Origin of the sequence: Streptomyces odontomachicola (assembly GCF_039605595.1) — a bacterium.
Classification (GTDB): domain Bacteria; phylum Actinomycetota; class Actinomycetes; order Streptomycetales; family Streptomycetaceae; genus Streptomyces.
In genome coordinates, this window is the sequence record NZ_JBCFOK010000009.1 from 281,390 (window position 1) to 304,008 (window position 22,619).

Sequence of the window (22,619 nt, forward strand, 5' to 3'; positions counted from 1 at the left end):
CCTCGCGCACGCTCCTCACCGATCGGAAGGCCGCTTGTTCCACACCCCCCGGGACTCGCGGACCCCCGGTCGCAACGACCGCTCCGGAATTCTCCCCCCTGTTCCGGAGCGGTCGGCTCCTTTCTCCCCTCTTCTGAGCCTGCTCGCCTGGCTCGTCCCGCTCGTGGTGCTCGCGCTGCTGACCTGGCAGGTCGCCGCGCACGGGCCGCTGCGCGCCACCGACGAGCACGCGGGGGCCGCTCTGCGAGGGCACGCCCCGGCCACCGCGTTCGCCGAACTCCTCGCGGACCTCGGCAACATGGCGGTCGCCCTCCCCCTGCTCGCCGCGGCTCTGGCGTACGCGGGACGGCGGACCCGGCGGTGGCTGCTGCCGGCCGCGTACGCGCTCGCCATGGCCGCCGTGCCGGTGCTCGTCTCCCTCCTCAAGCTCTGGATCGACCGCCCGGGACCGCTCGGCGGCACCGGCTACTACCCCTCGGGGCACGCGGCGACCGCGGCCGTCGCCTTCGGCGGCGCGGCGCTGGCGCTCGCGCACGGCGTGCTGGACCGCGTCCGTGCCCGCATCGCGTGGGCCGCCTCCACCGTGCTGACCGCGCTGAACGGCATCGGGCTCGTCTGGCGCGGCTACCACTGGCCGCTGGACGTGCTGGCCAGTTGGTGCCTGGGCTGGCTGCTGCTCGTGGCGGCAACGGCGGTGGTACGCCGGGCACATCGGCGTACCACCACCCGGCGTCAGTCCTGACCCGCGTCGCCGCCCCCGCCCTGTGACGCGATCCGCGCCGCCGCCTCGTGCATGGCGAGTTCGAGGAGCGCCGGGTCGGTGAGGGTGCCCGAGCCGTCCGGCGGGATGAGCCAGCGCACCCCGCCGGTGCCCCGGCCCCCGGGGTAGGGCACCACGATCCAGGTGCCGCGCCCCGCGCAGCGCACGCCGGTGCCGATCCAGCGGGCCGCGGTGCCCGGCGGCACGAAGTAGCCGATGCGGGAGTCCCCGAAGTCGGCGAGTACGGGACCGGGGCGGTCCAGACACCGGGTGAGCACATCGAGGGTGGGATAGCCGAGTTCGCCGCCGACGATGAGCACGTCCCAGCGCCTGCCGGCGGGCAGCAGCGTCACCCCGAGGGGGTTGCGCTCCCACTCCCACCGGCAGGCGTCCGGATCGGGCGCCACCGACGCCAGCCACTCGATCGCGCTCTTGGCCCCCGCGCTGCCGTTCATGGTTGTGCCTCTCCACGCCATCGTGCTGTTCACGGGGGGAGAGAGCCGCGGGACCCGTTCCTTACACGGTTTCTCACAAGTTTTTCGACGACCTGCTTCTCGGGCGCCGAGACAGGAGAGGCACCGGCTACGAGGGCCGCCACCGAGGCCCCGTACGCCGCTAGCTGTCGAAGCCCATGCCCACCTTGTCCAGCGCGCGCAGCCACAGATTGCGGTGTCCCGCGCGGGAGTCGGCGCGCGACAGCGACCACTGGGTGAGGCCGATGCCCGCCCAGCGGACCGGTTCCGGAGGGAAGGGCAGCGGCTTCTTGCGGACCATCTCCAGTTCGGTGCGCTCGGTCCGCTCCCCCGACAGCAGGTCGAGCATCACCTCGGCGCCGAAGCGGGTGGCCCCCACGCCCAGCCCGGTGTAGCCCGCCGCATAGGCGACCCGCCCGCCGTGCGCCGTACCGAAGAACGGCGAGAAACGGGAGCACGTGTCGATGGCCCCGCCCCAGGTGTGCGTGAAGCGCAGGCCCTCCAACTGCGGGAAGCAGCGGAAGAAGTGCCCGGCGAGCTTGCGGAAGGTCTCGGGGCGCTGGTCGTAGTCAGCGGCGAGGCGGCTCCCGTAGTGGTAGAGCACGTCGTAACCGCCCCACAGGATGCGGTCGTCGGCGGTCAGCCGGAAGTAGTGGAAGTGGTTGGCGCTGTCCGAGAGCCCCTGCCGCTGCGCCCAGCCGATCGCCGCGCGCTGCTCACGGCTCAGCGGCTCGGTCATCAGCGCGTAGTCGTACACCGGCACCACGTACGGGCGCACCCGCCGCACCAGGGAGGGGAACGCGTTGGTGCCGAGGGCGACCTGACGGGCCCACACCCGCCCGTACGGGGTGCGCACCGCCATCCCGCGCGGGCCGTCCTGGACGAGCTCGCGGCCCGGGGTGCGCTCGTAGATCCGTACGCCCGCCCCGGCGCAGGCCCGTGCCAGGCCCCAGGCGAGGCGGGCCGGGTTGAGCATGGCGACGCCGTCGCGGTCCCAGAGCCCGGCGAGGAAGGTGGGCGAGTCGACCTGGTCGCGCACCGCGTCGCGGTCGAGGTAGGTCAAGCCCTCGCCCATGCCGAGGCGTTCGGCCTCCTCCGCCTCCTCGCGCAGCTCCTCGGCCTGGTGCGGGGCGGTGGCGACGGCGAGTTCGCCGGTGCGCTCGAAGTCGCAGTCGATGCCGTAGCGCGCGACCGCCTCCTCGATGCCGTCGAGGTTGCGCGCGCCGAGTTCCTCCAGCGCGGTGATCTCCTCGGGCCAGCGCGCGAGCCCGTTCGCGAAGCCGTGGGTGAGGGAGGCCGCGCAGAAGCCGCCGTTGCGGCCCGAGGCGGCCGAGCCGATCGCGTCGCCCTCGATGAGCACCACGTCGCGGCCCGGGTCCCGCTCCTTGGCGAGCAGCGCGGTCCACAGCCCGCTGTAGCCGCCGCCGATCACGAGCAGATCGCAGCGCTCGTCGCCGGCCAGCGCCGAGTGCGGCTCGGGGCGGTGCGCGGGGTCGTCCAGCCAGTACGGGGCGGGCCGCGCGTCGGCGAGGGAGCGCAGGACGGCGGGCGACTCGGCTGAGGCGGGCGCGGAAGCGGGGTCGGAGGAGAGGCCGGAGGCGGAGGTGGACATGGGGGTGGGCGTGTGCATCGGTATCAGCGGCTCCTCTTGGCGCGGCGGGCGGTGGTCAGCCGCCCGGCCAGCACGATGACGACGGCGATCACGAACATCGCCGTACCGATCACGTTGACCTGCACGGGCACTCCGCGCTGCGCCGCTCCCCAGACGAACATCGGGAAGGTGACGGTGGAGGGCCCGGCGTTGAACTGGGTGATGATGAAGTCGTCGAAGGACAGCGCGAAGCTCAGCATCGCACCGGCGGCGATGCCCGGCGCGGCGAGCGGCAGGGTGACCCGCAGGAAGGTCTGCAGCGGCCCCGCGTACAGGTCGCGCGCGGCCTCCTCAAGCCGCGGGTCGAGGCTCATCACCCGCGCCTTGACCGCGACGATCACGAAGCTGAGGCAGAACATGATGTGCGCGATCAGGATCGTCGCGAAGCCGAAGCCGACGCGCATGTTGAGGAACAGGGTGCCCAGCGAGGCGCCCATCACGACCTCGGGCATGGCCATCGGCAGGAAGATCAGCGCGTTGACCCCGCTCTTGCCGCGGAAGCGGTAGCGGCCCAGCGCGAAGGCGGCGAGGGTGCCGAAGGCGGTGGCGGCGAGCGTGGAGAGCAGCGCGATCCGCAGGCTGAGCCCGAGCGAGCCGCACAGGTCGGCGACGCCGCACGGGTCGGTCCACGCGTCGGTGGAGAACATCCGCCACTCGTAGTTGAAGCGCCCCGCGGGCTTGTTGAAGGAGAAGACGGTGACGACGAGGTTCGGCAGCAGCATGTAGCCGAGGGCTGCGAGCCCCGCGAGGACGACGAGGTGGCGGCGCAGCCAGCGCACGGGCCGGGTTTCCAGGACGCCCATCAGACCAGCTCCTCCGTTCCCGCCTTGCGCATGTAGACGCTGACGGCGATCAGGATCAGGGCCATGAGCAGGAAGGACATGGCGGCGGCCGTCGGGTAGTCGAGGATGTTGAGGAACAGCTTCTGGATGGCGTTGCCGACCATCTGCTCGGTCGGCGAGCCCAGGAGCTGCGCGTTGATGTAGTCGCCCGACGCCGGGATGAAGGTGAGCAGGGTGCCGGAGACCACGCCGGGCAGCGACAGCGGGAAGGTCACCTTGCGGAAGGTGGTGGCCGGGGTGGCGTACAGGTCGCGGGCCGCCTCGTGCAGCGAGGTGTCGATGCGCTCCAGCGAGGTGTAGAGCGGCAGGATCATGAACGGCAGGAAGTTGTACGTGAGCCCGCACACCACGGCGAGCGGCGTGGCCAGCACCCTGTCGTCCCCGGTGAGCCCGAGCCAGCCGGTCACGTCGAGCACGTGCAGCCCGTGGAGCGCGGAGACCACGGGCCCCTCGTCCGCGAGGATCGTCTTCCACGCCAGGGTGCGGATCAGGAAGCTGGTGAAGAAGGGCGCGATGACCATCACCAGCAGCACGTTCCGCCAGCGCCCCGCGCGGAAGGCGAGGGTGTAGGCGAGCGGGTAGCCGATCAGCAGGCACAGCACGGTGGCGATCGCGGCGTACAGGAAGGACCGCAGGAAGTGCGGGCCGTAGGAGGCGAGCGCGTCGGTGTAGTTGGCGAAGTGCCAGGTGACGCGGAAGCCGTCCTCCAGCGAACCGCTCTGCACCGAGGTCGAGGCCTGGTAGACGAGCGGCGCGGCGAAGAAGACCGCGAGCCACAGCCCGGCGGGCAGCAGGAGCCAGTACGGGGTGAGGCGGCGCCGCGCGGGGCGCTTCTCCTCCTCGGGCGCGCCGCCCTCCGGCGGTGCTCCCGAGGCCCCGGCGGGGAGGACGGCCGTCATGCCTGCGCCCCCTCGCTCTCCGCGACTCCGCTCTCCGGCGCCGCGCTCTCCTCGGCGCGGGCCGTGCCGGCGCCGGCGTCCTGCGAGGCGTCCAGCGCGAAGGTGTGCGCGGGCCGCCAGTGCAGTACGGCCTCGGCGCCCGGGGCGAGGCGGGTGTCGCGCTCCATGTTCTGCGCGTACACGGCGAGTTCGGGGCATGCGGGGGTGTCGATCAGGTACTGCGTGGACACCCCGAGGTAGCTGGCGTCGCGTATGCGCCCGGTCAGCCGGTTGCGGTCCTCGGGCACCCGCGCCCCGTCGTCGGCGTGCGCGAGGGAGATCTTCTCCGGGCGTACGCCGATCAGCACGCGGTCGCCCGTGCCCGGCGGTTCGGCGGTGGCGCAGCGCTCGGCGGGCAGGCGCAGGGTGCCCTCGGCGCCCTCGGCCTTGAGCTGGATCTCGCCGCCGGCCGTGTCGGTGACCCGGGCCTCGATGAGGTTGGAGGTGCCGAGGAAGTTGGCCACGAAGGTGGAGCGCGGATGCTCGTACAGCTCGGCGGGGGCGCCCAGTTGCTCGACCCGGCCCGCGTTCATCACGGCGACCTGGTCGGCCATCGTCATGGCCTCCTCCTGGTCGTGGGTGACGTGCACGAAGGTGATGCCGACCTCCTCCTGGATGCGCTTGAGCTCAAGCTGCATCCGGCGGCGCAGCTTGAGGTCGAGGGCGCCCAGGGGCTCGTCCAGGAGCAGCACCTGGGGGCGGTTGATCAGCGCGCGGGCGAGCGCGACGCGCTGCTGCTGGCCGCCGGAGAGCTGCCGGGGCTTGCGCCCGCCCATGCCGCCGAGCTGGACCAGCTCCAGCATCTCCCCGACCTGCTTGCGTACGGACTTGATGCCGCGGCGGCGCAGGCCGAAGGCCACGTTGTCGGCGACGTCCAGGTGCGGGAAGAGCGCGTAGTTCTGGAAGACGGTGTTGACCGGGCGGCGGTGCGGGGGCAGCGCCGTGATGTCGTCCTCGCCCAGCAGCACGGTGCCGCCGGAGGGCTCCTCAAGACCCGCGACCATGCGCAGGGTGGTGGTCTTTCCGCAGCCCGAGGCGCCGAGCAGGGCGAAGAACGAGCCCTCGGGGATGGTGAGGTCGAGCGGATGGACGGCCGTGAAGTCGCCGAAGTCCTTGCGGATGCCGCGCAGCGTGATGGTCATGGGCATACCTCGTTACGGGGAAGGCGGAGGGAGAGAGGGAGGACGCGGAGGGGGCTCACGCGCCGATCAGGGCGCTGAACTTCTTCTCGTAGCGGATCTCTTCCTCCCCCGTCATGGGGCGGAAGTTCTTGCCCCGCGCGATCATCTCCCTGTCGGGGAAGACCAGTTCGTTCCGCGCGATCTCCTTGTCGATCTTCTCCATCTCGGCCTTCGCGCCGGTGACGGGGCAGATGTAGTTGACCCACGCGGCCAGCTCGGCGGCGACCTTCGGCCGGTAGTAGTAGTCGATCAGCGCCTCGGCGTTCGCGCGGTGCCGGGCCTTGGAGGGGATCAGCAGGTCGTCGGTGCCGAAGAGGTAGCCGCGCTCCGGCACGGCGAACTCGATGTCCGGGTTGTCGATCCTGAGCTGCACGATGTCGCCGGCCCAGGCCAGACAGGCGGCGATGTCACCGGAATTGAGCTCGTCCAGGTAGTCGTTGCCGCTGAAGCGGCGGAGCTGCTTGCGGTCCACGGCCTTCTGGATGCGGGCGATCGCCGCGTCGAAGTCGTCGTCCGTGAACTTCTCGCTGTCCACGCCCATGTCGAGCATCGTGAGCCCGACGGTGTCGGTCATCTCGGTCAGCATCGACACCCGGCCCTCCAGCGCGCCGTCGTCCAGGAGCTGGCTGACGCTGGTGACCTTCCGCCCGTCGGTGGCCTTCTTGTTGTACGCGATGATGCAGGCGGTCCCGGCCCACGGGTAGCTGAACTGCCGCCCCGGGTCGTGCTGCGCTGTGCGGAAGCGGTCCTCCAGGTTGGTCACCGCGTGCGGTATGCGGCCCTGGTCGAGCCGCTGCGCCCAGCCCTGCCTGATGACGCGCGCCGCCATCCAGTCGGAGAGGCAGATCAGGTCGCGCCCGGTGTCCTGGCCCGCCGCGAGCTGCGGCTTGATCTTCCCGTAGAACTCGTTGTTGTCGTTGATGTCCTCGACGTACTTGACCCTGATCCCGCTCTCCCGCTCGAAGCGGTCGAGGGTGGGGCGCTTCTTCTTGTCCTTGTCGTCGACGTCGATGTAGAGCGGCCAGTTGGCGAAGTTGAGGACCTTCTCCGTGCGGGAGTGGTCGGGGTCGCGGCGCTCGGTGCCACCCGCGTTGCCCTTGGCCGGGGGGATGCCGCAGGCGCCGAGCAGCGAGGCGCCGGCCGCGGCGGAGCCCGCGGCGAGCAGCCTGCGCCGGGACATCGCGGCGCGGCCGCTGGTCAGGCTCCGCTCCCAGGCCCTGCGCACGGGCTCGGGCATGCCGTCGTACAGATCCATCGTGAACTGCCTTCCGGGTCGGCGGCCGGTCAGCCGTGGTCAGCGGTCGTCGGCGGTGGGTCAGCGGTCGTCGGGGCGGTGAGGTCGCCGGTCGGTCCCCCGTGCTGGTCTTCGGTCCCGCGTGCTCGTCCGCGGTCTGCGGTCAGCGGTCGCCGAAGACCGTGCGGTGCCAGTCCTTGCGCGGCTCCCCCACGACATCCGACATCACGTGCTTGACCTGCGTGTACTCCTCGAACGAGTACGCCGACATGTCCTTGCCGTAGCCGCTCGCCTTGTAGCCGCCGTGCGGCATCTCGCTGATGATCGGGATGTGGTCGTTGAGCCACACGCACCCGGCGCGCAGCTCCCGCGAGGCGCGCTGGGTGCGGTACACATCGCGGCTCCACGCCGAGGCGGCCAGGCCGTACGGGGTGTCGTTGGCCAGCGCGAGTCCCTCGTCGTCGCCGTCGAAGGGCAGCACCACGAGCACGGGCCCGAAGAGCTCGCGCTGCACGATCTCGCTGTCCTGGGGCGCGCCGGTCACCACGGTCGGCAAGTAGTAGGCGCCCTTGGCGAGTTCACCGCCGGGCGCCTCACCGCCGGTCACCACGGTGGCGTACGAGCGGGCGCGGTCGACGAAGCCCGCCACCCGGTCGCGGTGCGCGTGCGAGATGAGCGGGCCGATGTCCGTGCCGCCGGGTCCGTCGGCGAAGGGGTCGCCGACCCGCACCTGGCTCATCAGCTCGGCGACACCGCTCACGAACGCGTCGTACAACGGCCTCTGCACATAGGCGCGGGTCGCGGCCGTGCAGTCCTGGCCGCTGTTGATCAGCGCGCCGGCGACCGCGCCCTGCACGGCGGCGTCCAGGTCGGCGTCGTCGAAGACCAGGAACGGGGCCTTGCCGCCCAGTTCGAGGTGGAGCCGCTTGACCGTGGCGGTGGCCAGCTCGGCGACCCGCTTGCCCACCTCCGTCGAGCCGGTGAAGGAGGTCATGGCGACGTCCGGGTGCGAGACCAGGGCCTCGCCCGCGTCACGCCCCGCGCCGGTCACGATGTTCACCACACCGTCGGGGATGCCAGCGGCCCGCGCGGCCTCGGCGAACATCAGCGAGGTCAGCGGCGTGAGCTCGGAGGGCTTCAGCACGATCGTGTTGCCCGCGGCGACGGCCGGGAGCACCTTCCACGCGGCCATCTGGAGCGGGTAGTTCCACGGCGCGACGGACCCCACGACGCCCACCGGCTCGCGGCGTACGTACGAGGTGTGCTCGCCGCTGTACTCGGCGGCGGCGACCCCGGGGAGCTGGCGCGCCGCCCCCGCGAAGAAGGAGACGTTGTCGAAGGAGCCGGGGACGTCGAACTCGCGGGACAGCTTGAGCGGCTTGCCGCACTGCAGCGACTCCGCGTACACGAACTCGTCGGTGCGCCGGTGCAGTTCGGCCGCCCAGGCGTGCATCGCGTCGGAGCGCTCGCCCGGTGTGGCCCCGGCCCACTCGGGCAGGGCCCGCGCGGCGGCCGAGACCGCGGCGTCCACGTCGGCGCGCCCCGCGAGGCGGTACTCCAGGACCGGTTCACCGGTCGCGGGGTCGGTCACCGCGTGGGTGCGGCCCGAGGTTCCGTGCGCGGGGCGGCCGCCGATGTGCTGCGCCCCCTCGGAGAACCGCGCGTACACGTCGAAGCGCTGGACCATCGTGCTCTCCTGCCTGTGCCTGGGCGGATCACTGTGCCTGGCGGGATCCTGACAGGGGCCGGATCATCCAACAAGGGATTCCGTCGCGGTTTTTTGATTACGCGACGGAATCTGAACCCCCCGGCGGCAGCGGCCTATTGATTCACGTGTGGAGCGTGAGGGCGACGGCGGAGTGCGCGTTCACGGACTCGCCGTAGTCGTGGTCCGTGCCGGAGTCGGTGTCGCTCATGCCCGGCGCCATGGCCAGCCCCACGGTGATCAGCACGGCGATCACCACCGAGAACACGGCGCCGATGATCCCCATGACCAGCCCGGCGGTGGCCTGCCCGTGCGCCGGACCCGCCGCGCCCTGCGCCCTGCGGCGTCCCGACACCCCGAGGCAGATCGCCACGATCGAGGTGAACACGGCGAGGAAGCTGCCCCAGCAAGTCATGATCGCGACGAGGCTGATGATGCCGAGGACCAGCGCGGCGACCGCCTGCCCGTTGCCCTCCGGCTTCGCGGCCTGCCAGCCGTAGCCGTAGCCGCCCGCATAGCCCTGCTGGCCCTGATAGCCCTGGTAGGGAGGCTGCGCGGCGTAGCCGGAGTGCGCGGCGGGCGGCGCCGGCGTCGCGGGATAGCCGTAGGCGGGAGCCCCGGGAGTCCCGCCCTGCGGCGCCTGGTAGGGCGACCCGTAGGGGCCCGGCTGCGCGGGCGGCTGCTGACCGTGCTGCGCCTGAGGGCCCTGGCCTTGCTGCCCCTGCTGTCCGTACGGGCCGAACTGCTGCTGTCCCGCGGAGCCCTGGGGCTGCTGCGGTGCCTGGGGTATCGGCGGCGGCCCCGTGCCCACGGGGAAGCCGGTCACCGTGGGCTCCTGTGCCGCCTCGCGCTTGCGCCGCTCCCCTTCGTCGCCGGGCTGCCCTGACTGCCCGTTCCCCTCTGCCATGTCGCCTCCCGCGCTGGTCGTCCGGCCATGCTATTCGGCCGTTCCCGACGGCCGCAGAGGCCCGCATACGATGATCCGGACCCACTCATCACCGGAGGACGAGTTGTCTGACCTCACCGCGTTCATCGCCGGGCTTCCCAAGGCCGAGCTGCATGTGCACCACGTCGGCTCCGCGTCCCCGCGCATCGTCTCGGAGCTCGCCGCGCGGCACCCCGACTCGAAGGTGCCGGCCGATCCCGAGGCGCTCGCCGAGTACTTCACCTTCACCGACTTCGCCCACTTCGTGCAGGTCTACCTCTCGGTGGTCGACCTCATACGGGACGCCGAGGACGTGCGGCTGCTCACCCACGAGATCGCCCGGGACATGGCCCGGCAGAACGTGCGGTACGCGGAGCTGACCGTCACCCCCTTCAGCTCCACCAGCCGCGGCATCCCGGACGCGGCGTTCGTCGAGGCGATCGAGGACGCGCGCAGGTCGGCCGAGCGGGAGCTGGGCGTCGTGCTGCGCTGGTGCTTCGACATCCCCGGCGAGGCGGGTCTGATCGCGGCCGAGGAGACGGCGCGGATCGCCACCGACACCTCGCTGGGCGCGGACGGCCTGGTCTCCTTCGGGCTCGGCGGTCCCGAGATCGGCGTGGAGCGGCCGCAGTTCAAGCCGTACTTCGACCGCGCCATCGCCGCCGGCCTGCACAGCGTTCCGCACGCGGGCGAGACCACGGGCCCGCAGACGGTGTGGGACGCGCTGACCGAGCTGCGCGCCGAGCGCATCGGCCACGGCACCAGCGCCGCGCAGGACCCGAAGCTGCTGGAGCACCTGGCCGAGCACCGCATCCCGCTGGAGGTGTGCCCGACCTCCAACATCGCCACCCGCGCCGTGGACGACCTGGAGCAGCACCCGATCAAGGACATGGTGAAGGCAGGGGTGCGGGTCACGGTCAACAGCGACGACCCGCCCATGTTCAGCACCGACCTGAACACCGAGTACGGCATCGCGGCACGGCTCCTGGGCCTGGACGCGGAGGGGATCGCGGGGCTGGCGAAGAACGCCGTGGACGCGTCCTTCCTGGATGCCGGGGGCAAGCGGCGGATCTCCGAGGAGATCGACGCCTACACCGCCGCCTGGCGCCAGAAGCACTGACAGCGAAGGGATCCAGAACACCCGTGCACGGACGAGCACAGCACCCGGCAGTCACCGCCGTCGCCCACCGCGGCGCCCCGTACGCCGCGCGCGAGAACACCCTCACCGCCTTCCGCGCGGCCCTCGCGGCGGGGGCCGACGCGGTGGAGCTCGATGTGCGGCTGACCCGCGACGGGGTCCCCGTGGTGCTGCACGACCGCACCCTGGAGCGGCTGTGGGGGATCGAGCGCGCGGTGCGCTCCCTCACGGCGAAGGACCTGGCGGAGCGCACGGCGGGGCAGGCAGGCGGGGTGCCGACGCTGGAGGCGGCGCTCGAAGTGACGGCGGGGGCGCGCACGTTGATCGACTTCCCGGACCCGGCGGCCGTGCCCGCCGCGCTCGGCGTCGTACGGGAGACCGGCGCGGGCGACCGGGTCTACTACTGCGGAGGGCCCGCGGCGATGCGCGCGGTGCGGGCCGCGGACCCGGCGGCCGAGCTGTCGCTGACCTGGCAACGCGCGGCGCCCGTACGGGACTCGCTGCTGGAGGCGGTACGCCCGCGCTGGCTCAACCTCCCCTTCGGGCTGCTGAACCGGGAGCTCACGGACCGGCTGCACGAGCGCGGCCTGCTCGTCTCGGCCTGGACGGCGGACAGCCGCCGCACGATGCGGCGGCTGCTCGCGCTGGGCGCCGATTCGGTCACCACGAACCGGATCGGCACCCTCCGCGCCCTCCTGGACGACGGCGCCGGCCGCCGGCCCGCCGGCCGTTGACCCGGCTCAGGACTGGTACGGGTTCCCGTACGGGCCTCCGTACGGGTTTCCCCCGCCCTGCTGCGGCGCGGGGCCCTGGCCCGCGTAGGGGTTGCCCTGCGGGGGCATGCCCTGCGGGGGTCCCTGCGGCGCGCCGCCGCCCTGCTGGAGGAGCTGTTCGGCGTTCTCCTTGCTCAGTTCGCTGTGTCCGCCGCAGAAGGTGCACTGCAACGAGTGCTTGGCCGGCGCGATGGGGAACAGCGGGATGAAGAACAGCGAGAACTTGGTGACCCGCTTGCGCAGCGCGTGCGCCGACGGATTGCCGCAGAACCCGCAGAGCAGGTTCAGCATGGCGAGCTGCATCACCTTGGACGACGTCCCGAAGATGATCACGTGTGGGCTCCGTTCCCCGTTGTGGTCCGTGGACCCGTGTAGCCAACCACGTACGGATCGCGCCGCGCAGCGGGGCCGGGCACACGGAATCCGTCATCCCGCGCCGGGGCCGCACCCCGGGGAACCGCTCCCCCGGGCTCACTCCTCCGGAGCCAGCACCGGGGTCTGCCGGGTCAGCACGTCGCCGCGGAAGAACGCGGGGCGCCGCACCCGCATGATCTCCATCAGCACGGCGCCGAGCACCAGCACGCCGACGCCGATCACGAAGACGCTGCCCACCCCTCCGACGGAGCTGCCCGAGCCGTAGGCCGGGTCCCACATGTCGGCGAGGGTCTTGAAGAAGACCGCGGTCAGCAGCACGGCGCCGACCAGCGGCAGCAGGCCCTTGCACAGGAAGTCCCGTGCGCTGCGGGTGAGTTCGGAGCGGAAGTACCACACGCAGCCGAAGGCGGTCAGCGCGTAGTAGAAGCAGATCATGAGGCCGAGCGCGTAGATGGTGTCGACCAGCACGTTCTCGCTGAGCAGCGACATCGTGGTGTAGAAGACGCCGGTGGCGACGCCCGCGACGACGGTGGCGCGGCCCGGCACCTTGAAGCGCGGGTGCACGCGCCCCAGCGAGGGCGGCATCGCCTCGTACGTGCTCATCGCGAGGACCGTGCGCGCGACCGGCAGGAACGTGGTCTGCAGGCTGGCCGCCGCGCTGGCCAGCACGGCGAGGAAGAGCAGCACGCCGAGCGGCCCCATCACCGGGTCGGCGAGCGCGGCGAAGACGTTGTCCGAGGTGGCGGGGTTGCCGAGCCCGATGCCCTTGCTGCCGGTGCCGGCGAACATCTGGGTGGCGACCGCGGTGAGCAGGTACGAGCCGACGAGCACCACCATCGAGATCATGGCGGCCCTGCCGGGCGTCTTGTCGCTGCCCGAGGTCTCCTCGTTGACCGCGAGCGAGGTGTCCCAGCCCCAGTAGATGAAGATCGAGAGGGAGAGGCCGGCGGTGAACGCCGCGAAGGAGGGCACCGCGAAGGGGTCGAGCCAGCTCAGCGAGAAGTGCGGGGCGTGCACCTCGGGGGCGCTGCCCGCCTTCGCGAAGGCCATCACGACGAACAGCACCAGCACCGCCATCTGCAGGGCGACCAGCGCGTACTGGAGCCACTTGGTGGTGGTGATGCCGCGGTAGCTGATGGCCGTGGCGAGCGCGATGAGCACCAGCACGGTGACCACGTGCACGGCCTGGTTCTCCCCCGCCTTGGCGATGGCGGCGCTGCCGGTGAGTTCGCCGAGGAAGAGGTAGAGGAACTCGGCGGCGACGCCCGCGAGGTTGGAGAGCACGATGACGGTGGCGATCACCAGGCCCCAGCCGCACATCCAGCCCGTGCGCGGGCCGAATGCCTTCACGGTCCAGGTGAAGGAGGTGCCGCAGTCCGGCACGGCCTTGTTCAGCTCCCGGTAGGCGAAGGCCACCAGGAGCATGGGGAGGAAGCCGGCCAGGAAGACCGCGGGCATCTGGAGCCCGACCTCGCCGACCGTGGGGCCGAGGGTGCTGGTGAGGCAGTACACGGGGGCGACCGTGGACAGGCCGATGACTGCGCTGCCGGTCAGGCTCACGGAGTTGCCGCTGAGCCCCTTGGTCCGGAACTCCTGGGCCTCGCCCGCATCGGGTGCGGGTGCAGCGTCGTCGGTGCCCGTCCCGCCGGCCGTCTTGTTGAGCAGGGACATGCCGGGGACGGTATAGCGTGCTCTTTCCGTATATGCCCCTGTGTGACGGGCCGCGTTCGGATACCGGAAGCCTTCAATTAACCGGGGGCGAACGGATGTTGACCTTTCATCTACAGGGCGTTTCCGCGGATCGTAACCCCATCCGCAGGGATTCCGTCCGTGACGCCGGTCACCGGAACCGCATCGGGCCCGATTTGCCCCGCGCGGAAATTTTCCCGTGATCACAGCACGTGGTGTTACTCGCCGTTACCGGTGCCGGGGCGGGGCCCGGCCACGGCCCCGTACGCGACCCCGGGCACGCCCCCGGACGCGGAAGGTCCCCGGGATGTTCCGTGTCATCCCGGGGACCGGTCCGTGCCGCGTACGGGACGCGGGGACGGCTCAGAGCGAGGTCATCACGTGCTTGATGCGCGTGTAGTCCTCCAGGCCGTAGCCCGAGAGGTCCTTCCCGTGCCCGGACTTCTTGAAGCCGCCGTGCGGCATCTCGGCGACCAGCGGGATGTGGGTGTTGATCCACACGCAGCCGAAGTCGAGGTTCTTCGACAGCCGCATCGCGGTGCCGTGGTCCTTGGTCCACACCGAGGAGGCGAGGCCGTACTCGACGCCGTTGGCCCACTCCACGGCCTGGTCCTCGTCGGTGAACTTCTGCACCGTGATGACCGGCCCGAAGACCTCCTGCTGGATGATCTCGTCGTCCTGCTTGAGGCCCGAGACGACGGTCGGGGCGTAGAAGTAGCCCTTGTCGCCGACGCGTTCGCCGCCGTTCTCCACGCGCGCGTGCGCGGGCAGGCGGTTGATGAAGCCCTCGACCTTCTCCAGGTGCACGGGGTTGTTCAGCGGACCGTAGAAGCAGTCCTCGTCGCTCAGGTCGCCCGTCTTGACCTCGGCGGCCGCCTTGGCCAGCGCGGTCACGAACTCGTCGTGCACGCCCTCCTGCACCAGCACCCGGGTCGCGGCCGTACAGTCCTGGCCCGCGTTGAAGAAGCCGCCGTCGCGGATGCCCTCGACGGCCGCCGGGATGTCGGCGTCGTCGAAGACCACGCACGGGGCCTTGCCGCCCAGCTCCAGGTGCACGCGCTTGAGGTCCTTCGCGGCGCTGCCCGCGACCTCCATGCCCGCGCGCACGGAACCGGTGATGGAGGCCATCGCCGGGGTCTTGTGCTCGACCATGAGGCGGCCGGTGTCGCGGTCGCCGCAGACCACGTTGAAGACGCCCTTGGGCAGGTGGTTGCCGAGCACCTCGGCGAAGAAGACCGCGGAGGCCGGGGTGGTGTCCGAGGGCTTGAGCACCACGGTGTTGCCCGCCGCCAGGGCCGGGGCCCACTTCCAGACCGCCATCATGGCCGGGTAGTTCCACGGGGCGACCTGGGCGCACACGCCGACGGGCTCGCGGCGTACGTAGGAGGTGAGGCCCTCCATGTACTCGCCGGCCGACTTGCCCTCCAGCATCCGCGCCGCGCCCGCGAAGAAGCGGATCTGGTCGAGCATCATCGGGAGCTCCTCGCCCCGGGTCAGCTCCTTGGGCTTGCCGCAGTTCTCGCACTCGATGTCCAGGAACTCGTCCTGGCGCCGCTCCAGTTCGTCGGCGATCTTCAAGAGCGCCATCTGCCGGGCGCCCGGGGTCTGGTCGCGCCAGGCGGGGAACGCGGCATCGGCGGCGGCCATCGCGGCGTCCACGTCCGCGGCGCCGGAGAGCGGTGCGCTCGCGTACGCCTCACCGGTCGCGGGGTTGATGACCTCGGTGGTCCTGCCGTCCGCGGCGTCCCGGAACTCGCCGCCGATGTAGTTGCGCAGCCGACGCAGCTCGCTTGTCACTTCGCACCCTCCTGCTCCGTTGTCCAATGGGTGTCAGACGGTCGCCAGCCTAACCAGCCGGGCAACGCTTTCGATATACCCACACGGCGATCACGACGGATTCAGTTCCCAAACGACCCAGACGCTGCGGATTACATCGTCTACGGGTTGCGGAACGGAGGATGTGTCCTGCACAGTGACTTCCGTGGCTCGTGACGCGAAGAAGACGAACGGCAGCACGCCCTGCCCCGCTCCCGGCACCTCAGGCGCACCGGGCGACCGTCCCCGGTCGCTGGACGCCGTCTCCCTGGCCATCATCGAACAGCTCCAGGAGGACGGCAGGCGCTCCTACGCCGCCATCGGCAAGGCCGTCGGCCTCTCCGAGGCGGCGGTGCGCCAGCGGGTGCAGAAGCTCCAGGAGCAGGGCGTGATGCAGATCGTCGCCGTGACGGACCCGCTCACCGTCGGCTTCATGCGGCAGGCGATGGTCGGCATCACGGTCGAGGGCGATCTCGAGTCCGTGGCCGACGCTCTCGCCGAGATCGACGAGGTCGACTACGTGGTCATCACCGCCGGGTCCTTCGACCTGCTGGTGGAGATCGTCTGCCACGACGACGAACACCTCCTGGAGATGATCACGAAGCGCATCCGGGCGCTCCCCGGCGTGCGTACGACGGAGAGCTTCGTCTATCTGAAGCTGCGCAAGCAGACCTACACCTGGGGAACGCGATAACCGTGGGCAATACCTCCGAGGGCACATCCCTTTCCAAGACCGCAACCGACCATCTGTGGATGCACTTCACCCGGATGTCGTCGTACGAGAAGGCACCCGTGCCGACCATCGTGCGCGGTGAGGGCTGCTACGTCTACGACACCGAGGGCAAGCGCTATCTGGACGGCCTCGCGGGCCTGTTCGTGGTGCAGGCGGGGCACGGCAGGGCCGAGCTCGCCGAGGCGGCGGCCAAGCAGGGCCAGGAGCTCGGCTTCTTCCCGATCTGGTCGTACGCGCACCCCAAGGCGGTGGAGCTCGCGGAGCGGCTGGCCGGTTACGCGCCGGGCGACCTGAACAAGGTCTTCTTCACCACCGGCGGCGGCGAGGCCGTGGAGACCGCCTGGAAGCTGGCGAAGCAGTACCACAAGCTCACCGGCAACCCGATGAAGCACAAGGTCATCTCGCGCGCGGTCGCCTACCACGGCACCCCGCAGGGCGCCCTGTCCATCACCGGACTCCCGGGCCTGAAGGCCCCGTTCGAGCCGCTGGTGCCGGGCGCGCACAAGGTGCCGAACACCAACATCTACCGCGCGCCGATCCACGGCGACGACCCGGAGGCCTTCGGCCGCTGGGCCGCCGACCAGATCGAGCAGCAGATCCTCTTCGAGGGCCCGGAGACGGTCGCCGCGGTCTTCCTGGAGCCGGTGCAGAACGCCGGCGGCTGCTTCCCGCCGCCGCCCGGATATTTCGCGCGAGTGCGGGAGATCTGCGACAAGTACGGGGTGCTGCTGGTCTCCGACGAGGTCATCTGCGCCTTCGGGCGCCTGGGCACGATGTTCGCCTGCGACAAGTTCGGCTACGTGCCGGACATCATCACCTGCGCCAAGGGCCTCACCTCGGGCTACTCGCCGCTGGGCGCCGCGATCATCTCGGACCGCATCGCGGAGCCGTTCTGGGAGGGCGACAACACCTTCCTGCACGGCTACACCTTCGGCGGGCACCCGGTGTCCTCCGCCGTGGCGCTGGCCAACCTCGACATCTTCGAGCGCGAGGGCCTCAACCAGCACGTGCTGGACAACGAGGGCGCCTTCTACTCGACCCTGTCCAAGCTGCACGACCTGCCGATCGTCGGCGACGTGCGCGGCAACGGCTACTTCTACGGAATCGAGCTGGTCAAGGACAAGAACACCAAGGAGACCTTCACCGAGGAGGAGTCGGAGCGGCTGCTCCAGGGCTTCCTCTCCGAGGCGCTCTTCGAGAACGGCCTGTACTGCCGCGCGGACGACCGCGGCGACCCGGTCGTGCAGCTCGCCCCGCCGCTGGTCGCCGACCAGAAGATCTTCGACGAGGCCGAGCAGATCCTGCGCTCCGTGCTGACGGAGGCGTGGACGAAGCTGTGATCCCCGCGCGCTCACACCCTCAGGCGGCCACCCTCACCGCCAGGTGAGCGCGAACCACAGCTCCATGCGGGCGTCCTGCCCGGCCAGATCCAGGCCGAGCAGGGCGCCCGCCTTCGTGATCCGCTGCCGCACCGTGTTGCGGTGCACCGAGAGCGCCACCGCCGTACGGTCCCAACTGCCGTGCAGCGAGAGCCACATGTGCAGGGTCTCGGTCAGCTCGGGCCGCGCGTCCAGCGGAGCGAGCAGGGCCCGCGCGTGCGCCCTGCGTTCCTCGGCCGGCACCAGATCGGCGACCCCGCGCGCGGCGCCGCCCTGCTGCACGACCGAACGCCGCTCGGCCACCGCCCTGCGCAGCGCCCGCGCCGCCTGCGCGTCCGCCTCGCCGAGCGCGTCGGCCTCCACCGGCGCCGACGCGCCCAGCAGCCACCCGGGGCGCGCCGCGACCGGCTCGTCCGAGGGCACCAGGGCGCGCAACCGATCGCCCTGCACGTCCAGGTACTGGGTGCCCAGGCCCGCCGCGAGCTCCGACAGCTCGAAGGGGTCCTGCGCCTCTCCCCCTCCCCCGCCGTCTTGGGAGCCGCCCCGCTGCCGCCGCCCGTGGACGACGGTCCAGCCCGCGCCCTCCTCGCCCAGCAGCGGCGCGGCCTCGTGCGCTGGCGCCCCGAGCATCAGGCGCAGCAGGGCCGCCGAGCGGCGCGCGTCGGTCGCCGCCGCGCGCGGCTCCGTCAGCAGCGCGAGCAGCACCACGGCGACGGAGGCGATGGCCGCGGTGCTGCTCTCCCGCGCGCCGCCCGCCGCACCGCCCCCGCCGTCGGCGCCTCCGTCGGCCCCGCGCCGCACGCTCACGCCGAGCGCGAGCCGTTCGCGCCCGCCGAGCCCGTACGCGCTGAGCTGCTCCTCGCCGTCGGGATGCCGGTACGAGCTGGCCGCGGAGGAGGGCCCAGGGCGCAACTGGCAGGTGAGCGCCGACAGTTCCGTACGGGTCACGGTGCTGCGCGGCGTACCCGCGCAGGCCAGCTCGGCCCCGCCGGGCCCGTACAGCGCGGTGAACGCGTCCAGGTGCTGGGCCAGTTGGCGCAGCACGGCGCGCACCGGGTGCGGGCGCGCGGCGGCCGCGGCGAGGGTGTGCTGCGCCTCGCTGAGCCGCCGCAGCTCGCGGTGTCTGCGCTCCCCCATGAGCTGCCACACGGCGCGCGCCACCGCGGCGAAGGGTGTGCGGGGCGGGACCTCGTACAGCGGCAGGCCGAGGCGGTCGCAGGCGGCGGACAGCGCGGGCGGCACCCGCGCGTGCACGGGGTCGACGCCGAAGCCGAGCGCGGTGGCGCGGGCCTCGGCCACGGCGGCGGCGTAGCCGTCCCAGTAGGCGTCGGCCGCCGGGCCCTCGGTCTCGGCGAAGTGGACTCCGGCACTCAGCAGCAGTTCGCCGCCGAGGAGGTAGGGACGCGGGTCGGCCATCTCGCTGGTCTGCACGGAGTACACCGGCGCCTCGGGTGCTGCGGGTCCGGCGGCGTGCCGCAGGCCCAGCGGCGGATCGTCCCCGGCGAGCTCGCCGAGCGGCACCGGGACGGTGGGCGGGACGAGGTCGGGCACGGCGCACTCCGGGGACGGGCGGGTCGGTGGACGGTCCAGGGGACCGGGTCGATGGACGATGCGCACAGCATGTCTATGCGCTGTGTAGGAAACGTACACTTCCCGGCCCTCTTGCGCGGCGCCTAGTCTCTCCGCGCAGTACGCCGCCCCCACACGCGTCTCCCTCCCCCTCCCCCCTCGCATCGAGGAGCGCCCCATGGCCATCGACTACGCAGTGATCGTTCTCTATCTGGCGGGCATGCTCGCCGTCGGCTGGTGGGGGATGCGCCGGGCCAAGTCCAAGAGCGACTTCCTGGTCGCGGGGCGGCGCCTCGGTCCGTTCATGTACTCCGGCACGATGGCCGCGATCGTCCTCGGCGGCGCCTCGACCATCGGCGGCGTGGGCCTGGGCTACCAGTACGGCCTGTCCGGCGCCTGGATGGTGTTCACCATCGGGCTCGGCCTGCTGGCGCTGAGCCTGTTCTTCTCGGCGCGCATCTCGCGGCTGAAGGTCTACACCGTGAGCCAGATGCTCGACCTGCGCTACGGCGGCTCCTCCGCGGTCATCTCCGGCGTCGTGATGTGGGCCTACACGCTGATGCTCGCGGTCACCTCGACCATCGCGTACGCCTCGATCTTCGACGTCATCTTCGGCATGGACCGGGTGCTGGCGATCGTCCTCGGCGGCGCCATCGTGATCGCCTACTCCACGCTCGGCGGCATGTGGTCGATCACGCTCAGCGACATGGTGCAGTTCGTGGTCAAGTCCATCGGCGTGCTGCTCCTGCTGGCCCCGATCGCGGTGGTCAAGGCGGGCGGCTTCGGCGCGATGCAGGAGCGCCTGCCCGACAGCTACTTCTCGCCGATGAGCGTCGGCCTGCAGACGGTGTTCACGTACGTGCTGATCTACAGCTTCGGGATGCTGATCGGCCAGGACATCTGGCAGCGCGTGTTCACCGCGCGCAGCGACAGGGTCGCGTTCAGGGGCGGCACGGCGGCGGGCACGTACTGCCTCGTGTACGCCATCGCCGGGGCCGTCATCGGCACCGCGGCCAAGGTCCTCTACCCCCACCTGGACAGCCCGGACGCGGCCTTCGCCACCATCGTCGAGAAGGCACTGCCGGTCGGCGTGAAGGGCCTGGTGCTCGCGGCGGCGCTGTCCGCGGTGATGTCCACCTCCTCGGGCGCGCTGATCGCCTGCGCGACGGTGGCCAACAACGACATCTGGTCCCGGATCCGCGCCCGGCTGGGCCGCGGCACGAAGGGCCCGGAGGACGCCGGGCCGCACGACGAGGTGCGCGGCAACCGCCTCTTCATCCTCATCATGGGCATCGCCACGGTCGCCGTCTCCATCGCGCTGAACGACGTGGTCGAGGCCCTGCAAGTCGCCTACAACCTACTGGTCGGCGGCCTGCTGGTGCCGGTGCTCGGCGGCCTGGTGTGGAAGCGCGGCACGGCGCAGGGCGCGCTCGCCGCCGTCGCGGTCGGCGGCCTGACCGTGCTGGGCACGATGCTGTGGAAGGGCATCCTCGCCAACGAGCCGATCTACTACGGGCTGCTGGCCTCGCTCGTCGTCTTCGTCGCCGTCAGCCTGTGCACCCCGCCCACCGACCCCGCGGTGCTGGCGGTCTGGCGCGACCGGCTGGCCGGCGGCGACGGCACGGGCGGCGCGGTGGCCACGGAGCCCACGGCGGCCCACGAGCCGGGCGCGGACGGCGCCCCGGCACCGACCAGGAAGGCACAGACCGAAGCATGACCGCGCACGACACCCACGCCCACCCCCGCACCGGCGGCGACCTGGTCGTCGAGTCGCTGACCGCGCTCGGCGCGGGCACCGTCTTCGGCCTGCCGGGCCAGCACGCCCTCGGCGCCTTCGACGCGCTCCGCCGCTCCCGCCTGGAATACGTGGGCCTGCGGCTGGAGAACAACGCGGGCTTCGCCGCCGACGCGTACGCCAGGGTCACCGGCACGGTGGCGCCGCTCCTGGTGTCCACGGGCCCCGGCGCGCTGATGTCGCTGCCCGCGCTCCAGGAGGCGGCGGCCGCCTCGGCGCCGGTGCTGGGCATCGGCAGCCAGATCCCCGCGGACGGGCTGGGCGGCCGGCGCCGCGGCTACCTGCACGAACTGCGGGACCAGCAGGCCTCGTTCCGCGACGTGGTGAAGTCGGTGCACACCGTGCGCTCGGCCGCGCAGATCCCCTCGGCCCTGGCGGCGGCGTGGGCCTCGGCGCTGGAGGCCCCGCACGGCCCCGTATGGGTGGAGATCCCGCAGGACGTGCTGCTCGGCCCGGCGGGCGCGCCGCCGGTGGGCGAACTCCGCGCCGAGCCGCGCCCGTTGGCACCGCGCAAGGAGCTGACGGAGGAGGCCGCCGCGCTGCTGGACGGCGCCGAGCGGCCGGTGATCCTCGCGGGCGGCGGCGTCGTACGGGCCGGCGCGCAGGCCGAACTCCTGGAACTCGCCGAGAAGCTGGACGCCCCCGTGGCCAGCACCTTCGGCGGCAAGGGCGCCTTCCCCTGGAACCACAGGCTCTCCCTCCGGTCGTGGATGGAGGACCGCTACACGACCGACTTCCTGGAGGACGCCGACGTCCTTCTGGTCGCCGGCTCGGGCCTGGGCGAGCTCTCCTCCAACTACCACACGTTCGCGCCCCGCGGCCGCCTCGTGCAGATCGAGGCCGACCTCGGCAAGCTGGAGGCCAACCACCCCGCGCTCGCCGTGCACGCCGACGCCCGCGCCGCGCTCGCCGACCTGGCGTCGGCGGTCGCCCCGCGGGGGCCGGGGAGGGCGGCCGACGACGCGGCGGCCCTCCTGGAGCGGGTGCGCACGCGCATCGCGGACCAGCGACTCGACCTGGAACAGGACGTGTTGGCCGCCGTGCGCGAGGCCCTGCCGGACGCATCCCCCAGCTTCTGGGACATGACCGTCCTCGGCTACTGGGCCTGGTCCGCCTTCGACCCGCGCCAGGGCGCCTTCCACTCGGCGCAGGGCGCCGGGGGCCTGGGCTACGGCTTCCCCGCCGCGCTCGGCGCCGCGACGGCCGACCCCTCCACGCCGGTCCTCGCGGTCTCCGGCGACGGCGGCTCGATGTACTCGATCGCCGAGCTCGCCACGGCCGAGCAGCACCGGCTTCCGGTCACCTGGCTGATCGTGGACGACGGGGGCTACGGGATCCTGCGCGAGTACATGACGGACGCCTTCGGCACCGCGACCGGTACGGAGCTGGCTCGGCCCGACTTCGTGGCCCTCGCCGAGTCCTTCGGTGTGCCCGCGGTGCGCAGTTCGGCCGAGCGCCTCCGTGAGGATCTGGCGCAGGCCCTGTCCTCTCCGGGCCCCTCGGTCGTCGTACTCCCCCAGCACCTGCGGATGTTCGCCCCCACGCACCTGCCCGTGGAGGAATGAGCACCGTGGAGGAATGAGCGCGGAGGGCCGGGAGCGGAGGAGATCCGGAGGGCCGGGTTCTAAAGGATTGGACAGGGCC

Annotated in this window: 19 protein-coding genes; 7 read left to right on the forward strand and 12 right to left on the reverse strand. The window is 71.9% G+C overall.

Going from position 1 to position 22,619, the window contains the following annotated elements:
• Positions 1–163 precede the first annotated feature (163 nt).
• A complete protein-coding gene (locus tag ABEE00_RS19000; protein ID WP_345746722.1) occupies positions 164–742 on the forward strand; it encodes a phosphatase PAP2 family protein in 579 nt (192 codons plus the stop codon).
• Here ABEE00_RS19000 and ABEE00_RS19005 read toward each other — a convergent pair.
• The 8 genes from ABEE00_RS19005 to ABEE00_RS19040 form a co-directional block, all read right to left on the reverse strand.
• A complete protein-coding gene (locus ABEE00_RS19005; RefSeq protein ID WP_345746723.1) occupies positions 733–1,215 on the reverse strand; it encodes a hypothetical protein in 483 nt (160 codons plus the stop codon). The two genes, ABEE00_RS19000 and ABEE00_RS19005, sit on opposite strands and share 10 nt — an antisense overlap.
• 160 nt (positions 1,216–1,375) lie before the next feature.
• The gene (locus ABEE00_RS19010; RefSeq protein WP_345746773.1) at positions 1,376–2,845 is read right to left on the reverse strand and encodes an NAD(P)/FAD-dependent oxidoreductase; all 1,470 of its coding nucleotides are present in this window, start codon (positions 2,843–2,845) and stop codon (positions 1,376–1,378) included.
• A gap of 23 nt (positions 2,846–2,868) precedes the next feature.
• Positions 2,869–3,687, reverse strand: a complete 819-nt coding sequence (locus tag ABEE00_RS19015) for an ABC transporter permease (protein WP_345746724.1) — start codon at positions 3,685–3,687, stop codon at positions 2,869–2,871.
• Positions 3,687–4,625, reverse strand: a complete 939-nt coding sequence (locus tag ABEE00_RS19020; RefSeq protein WP_345746725.1) for an ABC transporter permease — start codon at positions 4,623–4,625, stop codon at positions 3,687–3,689. The genes ABEE00_RS19015 and ABEE00_RS19020 overlap by 1 nt, the downstream gene beginning before the upstream one ends.
• On the reverse strand, positions 4,622–5,806 hold the full coding sequence (locus ABEE00_RS19025) for an ABC transporter ATP-binding protein (RefSeq protein WP_345746726.1): 1,185 nt from the start codon (positions 5,804–5,806) through the stop codon (positions 4,622–4,624). Before ABEE00_RS19025 ends, ABEE00_RS19020 begins: the two co-directional genes overlap by 4 nt.
• A 55-nt stretch (positions 5,807–5,861) precedes the next feature.
• The gene (locus ABEE00_RS19030) at positions 5,862–7,100 is read right to left on the reverse strand and encodes a polyamine ABC transporter substrate-binding protein (RefSeq protein WP_345746727.1); all 1,239 of its coding nucleotides are present in this window, start codon (positions 7,098–7,100) and stop codon (positions 5,862–5,864) included.
• Positions 7,101–7,242: 142 nt separating this feature from the next.
• The gene (locus tag ABEE00_RS19035; RefSeq protein WP_345746728.1) at positions 7,243–8,766 is read right to left on the reverse strand and encodes a gamma-aminobutyraldehyde dehydrogenase; all 1,524 of its coding nucleotides are present in this window, start codon (positions 8,764–8,766) and stop codon (positions 7,243–7,245) included.
• Positions 8,767–8,908: 142 nt separating this feature from the next.
• Positions 8,909–9,691, reverse strand: a complete 783-nt coding sequence (locus ABEE00_RS19040; RefSeq protein WP_345746729.1) for a DUF4190 domain-containing protein — start codon at positions 9,689–9,691, stop codon at positions 8,909–8,911.
• 70 nt (positions 9,692–9,761) lie between these two features.
• On the opposite strand from ABEE00_RS19040, the gene ABEE00_RS19045 reads away from it, so the two are divergent.
• Both ABEE00_RS19045 and ABEE00_RS19050 read left to right on the forward strand, forming a co-directional pair.
• Positions 9,762–10,829, forward strand: coding sequence for an adenosine deaminase (locus ABEE00_RS19045; protein WP_451918618.1), 1,068 nt, complete (start codon positions 9,762–9,764; stop codon positions 10,827–10,829).
• 23 nt (positions 10,830–10,852) lie between these two features.
• Entirely contained in the window at positions 10,853–11,581 is a 729-nt protein-coding gene (locus ABEE00_RS19050) for a glycerophosphodiester phosphodiesterase (RefSeq protein ID WP_345746731.1), read from the forward strand.
• Positions 11,582–11,587: 6 nt separating this feature from the next.
• Here ABEE00_RS19050 and ABEE00_RS19055 read toward each other — a convergent pair whose 3' ends face one another.
• From ABEE00_RS19055 to ABEE00_RS19065, 3 genes are all read right to left on the reverse strand, one after another.
• The gene (locus ABEE00_RS19055) at positions 11,588–11,953 is read right to left on the reverse strand and encodes a zinc-ribbon domain-containing protein (protein WP_345746732.1); all 366 of its coding nucleotides are present in this window, start codon (positions 11,951–11,953) and stop codon (positions 11,588–11,590) included.
• A 138-nt stretch (positions 11,954–12,091) separates the two neighbouring features.
• Positions 12,092–13,666, reverse strand: coding sequence for an APC family permease (locus tag ABEE00_RS19060; RefSeq protein WP_345746733.1), 1,575 nt, complete (start codon positions 13,664–13,666; stop codon positions 12,092–12,094).
• 381 nt (positions 13,667–14,047) lie between these two features.
• Entirely contained in the window at positions 14,048–15,481 is a 1,434-nt protein-coding gene (locus ABEE00_RS19065; protein WP_345746734.1) for a gamma-aminobutyraldehyde dehydrogenase, read from the reverse strand.
• Positions 15,482–15,752: 271 nt separating this feature from the next.
• On the opposite strand from ABEE00_RS19065, the gene ABEE00_RS19070 reads away from it, so the two are divergent.
• Together ABEE00_RS19070 and ABEE00_RS19075 are read left to right on the forward strand one after the other, a co-directional pair.
• The gene (locus ABEE00_RS19070) at positions 15,753–16,193 is read left to right on the forward strand and encodes an Lrp/AsnC family transcriptional regulator (RefSeq protein WP_345746774.1); all 441 of its coding nucleotides are present in this window, start codon (positions 15,753–15,755) and stop codon (positions 16,191–16,193) included.
• Entirely contained in the window at positions 16,178–17,572 is a 1,395-nt protein-coding gene (locus ABEE00_RS19075; protein WP_451918622.1) for an aspartate aminotransferase family protein, read from the forward strand. The genes ABEE00_RS19070 and ABEE00_RS19075 overlap by 16 nt, the downstream gene beginning before the upstream one ends.
• Before the next feature lie 33 nt (positions 17,573–17,605).
• On the opposite strand, the gene ABEE00_RS19080 is transcribed toward ABEE00_RS19075, so the two are convergent.
• Positions 17,606–19,162 carry a PucR family transcriptional regulator ligand-binding domain-containing protein gene (locus tag ABEE00_RS19080; protein WP_345746736.1) on the reverse strand — a complete coding sequence of 519 codons (1,557 nt, stop codon included), beginning with the start codon at positions 19,160–19,162 and terminating at the stop codon, positions 17,606–17,608.
• Positions 19,163–19,358: 196 nt separating this feature from the next.
• Between ABEE00_RS19080 and ABEE00_RS19085 the strand changes: the two genes are divergently transcribed.
• Together ABEE00_RS19085 and ABEE00_RS19090 are read left to right on the forward strand one after the other, a co-directional pair.
• Positions 19,359–20,897, forward strand: a complete 1,539-nt coding sequence (locus ABEE00_RS19085) for a sodium:solute symporter family protein (RefSeq protein WP_345746737.1) — start codon at positions 19,359–19,361, stop codon at positions 20,895–20,897.
• Positions 20,894–22,540, forward strand: coding sequence for a thiamine pyrophosphate-binding protein (locus ABEE00_RS19090; RefSeq protein WP_345746738.1), 1,647 nt, complete (start codon positions 20,894–20,896; stop codon positions 22,538–22,540). Before ABEE00_RS19085 ends, ABEE00_RS19090 begins: the two co-directional genes overlap by 4 nt.
• The last annotated feature ends 79 nt before the right edge of the window (positions 22,541–22,619 follow it).